This window comes from Mesorhizobium sp. M1A.T.Ca.IN.004.03.1.1 (genome assembly GCF_003997555.1).
Classification (GTDB): Bacteria; Pseudomonadota; Alphaproteobacteria; order Rhizobiales; family Rhizobiaceae; genus Mesorhizobium.
Genome location: NZ_RZTV01001106.1, coordinates 1 through 235, shown reverse-complemented (window position 1 = coordinate 235; position 235 = coordinate 1). Strand labels below are relative to the sequence as shown.

The 235-nt window shown below is 62.6% G+C and carries 1 protein-coding gene; it reads right to left on the bottom strand.

What is annotated here, in order from left to right:
• Window positions 1–235 (bottom strand): hypothetical protein (locus tag EOD29_RS35105; protein ID WP_127248931.1); only part of this gene is annotated, 235 nt, incomplete at both ends.

Here is a 235-nt window from a genome sequence, read left to right as displayed (position 1 = left end):
ATCGCGGCAAAGATCATCCGCGGCGCCGGCCAGTTCCAGTCCGGCTGGAGCGTCGGCACGCAGGTAGGTCTGTGTGGTCAAGTCGACGCGCACCGGAACGGCGGTCCAGAGCGAGGGACGGCTGACGTTGATCGCGGAAATTTTAGTCTTGTCATTCCTGACGGCGTAAGAGGCGACCGCCATGCCGCTCACCGACAAGGTGAGTGCAAGTGCGATCTGGAGACCGAGATCTGCG